This is a genomic window from Brevibacillus sp. FW306-2-1A-C05A, assembly GCF_058781555.1.
In genome coordinates this window covers 66,686-74,088 of record NZ_JBYSWV010000023.1, presented here as the reverse complement: position 1 = coordinate 74,088, position 7,403 = coordinate 66,686, and the positions used below count along the sequence as shown (strand labels likewise).

Genomic DNA, 7,403 nt, shown 5'->3' with positions numbered 1-7,403 from the left:
GAACGCTTAGTCATTCAAGAATCCCACCCGTACACCGCAAGGTGGAAGGCTTGCGGCTTTAGCCGTGGGAGTCTCAAGAGATTGTTTAGGTGAAAGAAAAAGAGCAGATAGTGAAAGCATGGAGGGGTTAGCGTGAACTTTGATCCGAAAGATTATGAAAAGCACTACTCTGAACAATCCTTTTGGGAAAAACTCTCAAAGCATGCTGCCAAAGCAGGAAAAAAAGTCGTATATACCGCCCTTCTCGGTTACTACGCTCTGGAAAATCCAAAAGTGTCTGCATGGGCCAAAGCTCGCATCTACGGAGCGCTCGGCTACCTCGCTTTTCCTGTAGACCTGGTGCCAGACATTATTCCTGCTGCTGGATACACGGATGACTTCGCTGTACTGATGTTTGCCATTGGACAAGTGGCGTTAAATATCGACAAGACAGTTAGGCTCAAAGCCGTTCAAAAGCTGGAGGATTGGTTTGGCAACGTATCGGAGAATGATAAGGATATTATTGATGTGGAGGCAAAAGTGTCTGAGGTAGAAAAGGCTACAAAAGAGGGGCAATTGATAGAAGAAGTGGAGAAGTAACCGTGGTTTGTTGCAAGCTATTTGCAAAGAAACATTATGGCTATATTAACTATTTTCAATACTCTGTCACAAACGAAATTTCTAATCTTATTAATTACCTACCTACGAGAAATTGTTCCCGCCAATATAAAGAGCCCCTCCCAAACGGGAAGGGCTAAGTTGTTTTATGGGTAAAACCTGTGCCTTTTTGTGTAAATTATCACCGAAGTGTCCCTATTTTGAGGAATCAAGGGTGAAAAACCAGCGTAATTAACGGGCTATTTTGTATGAACAAATCTTACAGATCGTAGTACAACTCAAACTCTTTCGGATTCACCGTGCGCTCTACTTGTTGAATATCCGCGCGCTTCAGGGCGATCCAGCTTTCGATGACTTCCTTGTTGAAGACGTCGCCTTCGAGCAGGAAAGCGTGGTCTTGTTCGAGGGCAGTCAAGGCTTCCTCCAGGGAGCCAGGAGCGCGCTTGATTTCATGCTTTTCTGCGTCGGACAGGTCGTAGATGTTGCGATCCAGCGGGCCGTAGCCGAGTTCGCGCGGGTCGAGCTTGCGCTTGATGCCGTCCAGGCCAGCCATCAGCATGGCAGCGAAGGCCAGGTATGGGTTGGCGGTGGAGTCTGGCGTGCGGAATTCGATCCGGGACGCTTTTGGCGTTACCGCGGCGACTGGAATCCGTACGGCGGCAGAGCGGTTTCCTTTGGAGAAGACCAGGTTAACAGGCGCTTCGTAGCCAGGAACCAGACGCTTGAACGAGTTGGTGCTCGGGTTGGTCAGCGCGATCAAGGCTGGGGCGTGGTGCAAAATGCCGCCGATGTAGTAGAGCGCTGTCTCGCTCAGGTTGGCGTAGCCGCCTTGCTCGTAGAACAGCGGAGTGTCGCCGTTGAACAAGCTTTGGTGGACGTGCATGCCGGAACCGTTGTCGCCGACGATTGGCTTGGGCATGAAGGTCGCTGTTTTGCCGTGCTTCGCTGCTACGTTGCGCACGATGTATTTGAACAAGAGCAGGTTGTCAGCCGTGCGAGTCAACGTGTCGAAGCGGAAGTTGATCTCGCCTTGGCCGGCGGTCGCCACTTCGTGGTGATGACGCTCTACATGCAGGCCGGCTTTGGTCATCAGAGTGCACATTTCGTTGCGGATGTCCATTTGCGAGTCAGTTGGCTGTACCGGGAAGTAGCCGCCTTTGTTGCGCACTTTGTAGCCCAGGTTTTGCCCTTCTTTTCCGGTGTTCCAGAACGCTTCCTCCGAGTCGATGTGGAAGAACGAACCGGATGGGCCGGAGTCGTAGCGCACGCTGTCGAACAGGAAAAATTCCGATTCCGGGCCGAAGTAGGCGGCCGTAGCCAGTCCGGTTTGTTGCAGATACGCCTCTGCTTTGAGGGCAATGCCGCGTGGATCGCGGGTGTATGTGGTGTTGTCCGGATTGACAATGTTACAGATGATGTTCATCGTTTTCGCTTCGACAAACGGATCGATGAAAGCGGAGGAAGGATCAGGCATCGCGACCATGTCGCTCTCTTCGATGGATTTGTAGCCGATGAGGCTGGAGCCGTCGAAGGCGACGCCGTTACGGAAAGTGCCTTCGTCTACTGCGTAAGCAGGAACCGTAACATGGTGCTGGCGGCCAAGCAAATCGACAATGCGGAAGTCCACATATTCCACTTTTTCTGCATCAATGGTGGACAAGACAGTTTTCATATCCAAAACAACCCACTCCATTCGCGAAATATTTTCGTATTTGAATATTTATTGTTCGTGTTTTCGTGAATTTCTATATTTCGAATTATAGCTATAACAGACAATGTTCGTCAAGAGGTTTTCTTACCCCAAATGTTAGTTTTTCTAACATGATATTGCGGGGTTTAGAATTTGGTTCCGTTTTTGTAGAATATAGACGAACTATTATGAATAAACGCGGAGGCGATCATGATGAAGGTACTGGTACTGGGGGCAGGAGGAATCGGAGGTTATTTTGGCGGCCGACTGGCAGAGTCGGGTGTGGATGTAACGTTTCTGGTGCGTGAACGTAGATACAAGCAACTGCAGGAGCGAGGCTTGCGGGTGCTGAGCATCCATGGCGACCTGCACCTGGAGCGTCCGCAGATGATTCAGGCGGGCGAGGCGGCAGGGCCGTTCGACGTCGTCCTTTTGTCCAACAAAGCGTACACGCTCGCAGAGAGCATGGATGCGATTGCCCCTTATGTCGGAGACGACACGATCGTGATTCCGCTGTTGAACGGGATGGCTCACATGGAGCCGCTACGGGATCGCTTTGGACGCGAACGGGTGCTTGGCGGCCTTTGTTTCATTGAAACGACGTTAAACGCAGAAGGCGACGTCGTGCAGACAAGTCCGATTCACGATGCGGTGTTCGGCGAGTGGGAAGGCGGAAAAAGCGAGCGCGTAGAGCGGCTGGAGCAAGCTTTTTCCAAAATCAATGGAACGATGCGGGCGAGCAACAACATCCAGCGCGAGGCTTGGCACAAATATTTGTTCATCGCGACGTTCTCCGGAATTACGACGCTCATGAACTCGGCTGTCGGTCCGATTCGCGAGTCCGCCTATGGCGTGGAGCTGACCAGACAGTTGGCGGAGGAGATCGTGTCCGTCATGCAGGCACTGGAAGCGCCGATCAAGCCGGATATCGTGGAAAAGCAAATGGAAACGTTCCAAAACCAGCGCCCGCAAGCGAAATCGTCCATGCTGCGCGACATGGAAAAAGGACTCCCGGTCGAAGCCGACCACCTGCAAGGCTACCTGTTAAAGCACGCCGAACAAAAAGGCTTGTCCACGCCGCTCCTGAAAGTTGTCTACAATAATCTGAAGGTTTACGAACAGAAGCGGGCAGCAGGCAAATAAGGTATAATAGTGGGCGAACGTCATTAGAAATTTAGGAGGGGTACAGATGGAAGTCATCAAGATTTCCCCCCGCGGATATTGCTACGGTGTTGTCGATGCCATGGTTTTGGCGCTGCGTACAGCGCAAAACTTTGACCTTCCCCGCCCGATTCACATTTTGGGCATGATCGTACACAATGCCCACGTCGTCGAGGCGTTTGAAAAACAAGGCATTAAAACATTGGATGGAGAAGATCGGCTGGCGCTTTTGGACCAGGTGAACGAAGGAACCGTCATCTTCACCGCCCATGGCGTCTCTCCGGAGGTGCGGAAAAAAGCGCGGGACAAAGGCTTGACCGTTGTCGATGCGACCTGCCCGGACGTGACGAAGACGCACGACCTGATCCGCGAAAAAATTGCGGATGGCTACCATGTGATCTACATCGGGAAAAAAGGGCATCCGGAGCCGGAGGGGGCAGTCGGCATCGCGCCGGACCGCGTGCATCTCGTGCAAAAGCTGGAAGAGCTGGACGCGCTCGACATCCCGACCGACAAGCTGATTGTCACTAACCAGACTACGATGAGCCAGTGGGATGTCAAACATTTAATGGATGCCATCCTGCACCGTTTCCCTGGGGTAGAGGTGCACAACGAAATTTGCCTGGCTACCCAAGTGCGCCAGGAAGCAGTCGCGACGCAGGCGGGCGAGGCAGACCTGTGTATTGTCGTGGGCGATCCGCGCAGCAACAACTCCAACCGTCTGGCGCAGGTGTCGGAAGAGATCGCGAATGTGCCGTCCTATCGGATTGCGGATTTGTCCGAGCTCGACATCGAGTGGCTGCGCGGAAAGAAAAACGTTGCGGTGACGTCGGGCGCTTCCACGCCAACTCCTTTGACCAAAGAAGTGATTACCTTCCTGGAGCAATTCGATGAGTTCAACCCGGCTACATGGGAGAAGAAACGAACCGTCGACATGGAGAAAATATTGCCGAGGGTGAAATAGGAGAACGATATGCCAGGATCACATTCCGGTATGGGACTTTCGGGCGCTGGCGGAAGATACTTCAGTCTTTGCGCCCTTTATCTTTTTGTTTACTACGGGTTTGGTGCGTTTTCTCCGCTGATTACGCAGTACTACAACTCGATTTCGCTCACGGGCACCCAGATCGGCTTGATTAGCGCAGTCGCTCCCATCGTTTCGATTGTCGCCCAGCCGATGTGGGGGCTGTTTTGTGACCGCTTTCAAATTCGCAAAACTGTCTTGATTCTGACGCTTGTCGCTTCGGGACTGGCCGGACTTTTCTTCGTCGGCGTGTCCAGCTTCGCCTTTGTTTTCCTGCTCTATTTGATCCTCTCATTTTTTCAGAGCGCCGTCATTCCGATTTCGGACAGTCTGGCTTTGGGCTACGCGAAAAAAAACGGCCTGCAATTCGGCGACATCCGGCTGTGGGGAGCGGTTGGCTTTGCGCTCGCCGCCTTTGTGACAGGGCTTCTCGTCGAACAGTGGGGGCCATCCGTGCTGTTTTACTCCTACTGTCTCGCGCTGTTGATCGCCATGCTGTTTTTGCTGCGGGTGCCGGACGAGTCCGAGGAGACGTCGCGCTTTCGCGTCGGCATGCTGGCTGGCATGCGGGATTTGCTGCGGCTTCCGCGCTACCTGCTGTTTTTGCTGGCGTCCTTTTGCGTGCTTGGCGCGGTGAACGCGAACAACATCTGGTTTTCCTTGTTTTATCAGGAGATTGGCGGCACGGTGGCGGGAGTGGGGCTGGCTTTTCTGCTGTTTGCAGGCAGTGAAGCGCCGTTTATGAAGCTGGCAGGCGTTTTCGTGCGGAGGTGGGGCCTGGAGCTGACGCTGCTGCTCGCTGCTGTGTGCGGGGCGGCGCGCTGGCTCTGGTACAGCTCGGCACCCAGCACGACGTTCGTTATCGCCATGTTTTTCATTCAAGGCATCTCGGTAGGCTTTTATTTGGCGACGGCTGCCCAGTTTGTGCGCGAAAATACGCCCCCCTCCCTGCAGGTGACGGCGCTGGCCATCTTCTTTTCGGTAGGAGGCGGGCTGGGGACGATGCTGTGCAATCTCGTGGCTGGCTGGATCAAAGATTCGTATTCTACGCTAGGCATCTATTTGTTTTTTGGCATCATCACGGTAATCGGGATCATTCCGCTTGTTTTGATTACGTATGGGCCGTGGAAGCAAGCGGCTCCCGACGACAAAGTCGAGGCTACTCAATGACAAGCATGCCTTGGTAGCCGCTCTCCGGGTAGCCGGGGGCGTCCGAGACAAAGAAAAACCGCCCTTTTTTATCGGCAGAAAACTGCAGCATCGTAGACTGCGTCGGCTTCAGCTCTGTCGAGGACAGGTTCAGATCGCGAATGGAGAGATTGTGCGGGCGCGTATCCGCGTTGACGATCATTAACGAGACGCGCTCGCCTGCCCGCGCCGTTAGCTGGTTGGGCAAAAAGCCGGCGCTGGAGATCGTGACGGTGTGCGACCGCGTAGTGGCGGCGTAGGAAGTATGCAAGCGCTGGTGATGCGTCCAAAGCAGCGTTAATGTTACGGCCAGTGCGATGAGGGGATAGCGAAGCTGCCGGAACCATTGACGAGACATTTGCAAATCAGCTCCTTTGCGGCAATAACATGATGAAGTTACTATTATCCTGTCCCCACTCTGTGAACAGTAAACACATTTTTCCTCATCGACAGACGATGGGCATTCCCGAACTCTTGCTGGAAGATTTTCTCCTGGCGGGAGTTTTTTCATGTTGGCATGCGTGCAACAAAAGGCGTGGCGGGGGAGAAATTTTCCAAGCGGCAAATACGCGCTCACTTTGCCAATTCTCCGTATTGAAATATCCGTACTTTTGTAGTAGGATTACTTTGCTTTTATAGTGCGCAACACGATTCCCGCACGTGCAAAGGAGTAGAGAACGATGAAATACGGCTTTTGGCTCCCGATCTTTGGCGGTTGGCTTCGCAATGTGGAAGATGAACAAATGCCGCCTACCTTTGATTACGCAAAACAAGTCATCCAGTCAGCGGAGAAGTGGGGATTCGATACGACGCTCATCGCCGAGCTGTACTTGAACGACATCAAAGGTCCGGAACAAGACTCGCTCGAAGCGTGGTCGACAGCAGCGGCACTGGCAGCCGTGACGGAAAAAATCGAGATCATGACCGCTGTGCGCCCTGGTTTTCACAACCCGGCCGTTACGGCAAAAATGGCGGCAAACATCGACCACATCAGCAACGGACGCTTTACCTTGAACGTCGTCTCGGCCTGGTGGGAGGAAGAAGCCCGGCAATACGGCGGCATTTTTACCGAGCACGACGAGCGCTACGAGAGAACGCTGGAATTTTTGGACGTTTTAAAAGGGTTGTGGACGCAGGAAACGTTCAGCTATGACGGAAAATTTTATCAAATTCGCGAAGCCAAACTTGCGCCAAAACCAGTGCAAAAGCCGAATCCGGTATTGTACGCGGGCGGGGAAAGCGAGCGTGGCAAGCAGGTGATTTCCGCAGCGTGCGATGCTTATGTCATGCACGGCGGCACCGTAGAGGAAATCGAGCGAAAAATCAACGACATGAAACAGCGTCGCCAGGCGACGGGACAAGCGCCGTTTGCAGCGTTTGGCATGGCGGCCTACGTCATTTGCCGCGCGACGGACGAAGAGGCGCAGGAGGAGCTGGCGCGCATCACCGACGTGAAAGAATCGAGCGGCTATGCAGGCTATCAGGACTTTATCAATAAATCCCAGTTGGAAACACAGATTCAATTGCGGGACTATTCCGTCTCCAACCGCGGCTTGCGCCCGAATCTGGTCGGCACGCCGGAGCATATCGCCAAGACGATTCTCGCCTACGAACAAGCGGGCATTGATCTTCTGCTGCTGCAATTTTCGCCGCAACTGGAGGAAATGGAGCGGTTTGCCAAAGAAGTCATGCCGCTGGTAGAGAGCTTGCGCGAAGCGAGCCACAGCCTTTCGTAAGCCATCC

7 protein-coding genes are annotated in these 7,403 nt (G+C 53.4%); 5 read left to right on the top strand and 2 right to left on the bottom strand.

The genetic code is table 11. From position 1 onward, the window contains the following. Positions 1 to 132 precede the first annotated feature (132 nt). A complete protein-coding gene (locus AC3WJN_RS15140) occupies positions 133 to 579 on the top strand; it encodes a YkvA family protein (RefSeq protein ID WP_007787426.1) in 447 nt (148 codons plus the stop codon). A 277-nt stretch (positions 580 to 856) separates the two neighbouring features. Here AC3WJN_RS15140 and glnA read toward each other — a convergent pair whose 3' ends face one another. Beyond that, the gene (glnA, locus tag AC3WJN_RS15135; RefSeq protein ID WP_005835723.1) at positions 857 to 2,275 is read right to left on the bottom strand and encodes a type I glutamate--ammonia ligase; all 1,419 of its coding nucleotides are present in this window, start codon (positions 2,273 to 2,275) and stop codon (positions 857 to 859) included. Positions 2,276 to 2,500: 225 nt separating this feature from the next. Here glnA and AC3WJN_RS15130 point away from each other — a divergent pair, with 225 nt between their 5' ends. The 3 genes from AC3WJN_RS15130 to AC3WJN_RS15120 are packed head-to-tail and all read left to right on the top strand — an operon-like array spanning position 2,501 to position 5,642. Further along, on the top strand, positions 2,501 to 3,430 hold the full coding sequence (locus AC3WJN_RS15130) for a ketopantoate reductase family protein (RefSeq protein WP_035317644.1): 930 nt from the start codon (positions 2,501 to 2,503) through the stop codon (positions 3,428 to 3,430). A gap of 46 nt (positions 3,431 to 3,476) precedes the next feature. After that, complete coding sequence (locus AC3WJN_RS15125) at positions 3,477 to 4,412, top strand: 4-hydroxy-3-methylbut-2-enyl diphosphate reductase (protein ID WP_007787421.1); 936 nt, start codon at positions 3,477 to 3,479, stop codon at positions 4,410 to 4,412. Between the two features lie 9 nt (positions 4,413 to 4,421). Continuing rightward, the gene (locus AC3WJN_RS15120; protein ID WP_007787419.1) at positions 4,422 to 5,642 is read left to right on the top strand and encodes an MFS transporter; all 1,221 of its coding nucleotides are present in this window, start codon (positions 4,422 to 4,424) and stop codon (positions 5,640 to 5,642) included. Here the strand turns inward: AC3WJN_RS15120 and AC3WJN_RS15115 are convergent. Beyond that, positions 5,632 to 6,018: a cupredoxin domain-containing protein gene (locus tag AC3WJN_RS15115; RefSeq protein ID WP_005835716.1), complete on the bottom strand. Its 387-nt coding sequence runs from the start codon at positions 6,016 to 6,018 to the stop codon at positions 5,632 to 5,634. The two genes, AC3WJN_RS15120 and AC3WJN_RS15115, sit on opposite strands and share 11 nt — an antisense overlap. Before the next feature lie 322 nt (positions 6,019 to 6,340). On the opposite strand from AC3WJN_RS15115, the gene AC3WJN_RS15110 reads away from it, so the two are divergent. After that, complete coding sequence (locus AC3WJN_RS15110) at positions 6,341 to 7,396, top strand: LLM class flavin-dependent oxidoreductase (RefSeq protein WP_005835715.1); 1,056 nt, start codon at positions 6,341 to 6,343, stop codon at positions 7,394 to 7,396. Positions 7,397 to 7,403: the final 7 nt, after the last annotated feature.

Excerpts from the sequence above, each read along its gene's own strand:
- AC3WJN_RS15130 (WP_035317644.1), top strand. The coding sequence starts at position 2,501 with ATGAAGGTACTGGTACTGGGGGCAGGAGGAATCGGAGGTTATTTTGGC.
- AC3WJN_RS15125 (WP_007787421.1), top strand. The coding sequence starts at position 3,477 with ATGGAAGTCATCAAGATTTCCCCCCGCGGATATTGCTACGGTGTTGTC.
- AC3WJN_RS15120 (WP_007787419.1), top strand. The coding sequence starts at position 4,422 with ATGCCAGGATCACATTCCGGTATGGGACTTTCGGGCGCTGGCGGAAGA.
- AC3WJN_RS15115 (WP_005835716.1), bottom strand. The coding sequence starts at position 6,018 with ATGTCTCGTCAATGGTTCCGGCAGCTTCGCTATCCCCTCATCGCACTG.
- AC3WJN_RS15110 (WP_005835715.1), top strand. The coding sequence starts at position 6,341 with ATGAAATACGGCTTTTGGCTCCCGATCTTTGGCGGTTGGCTTCGCAAT.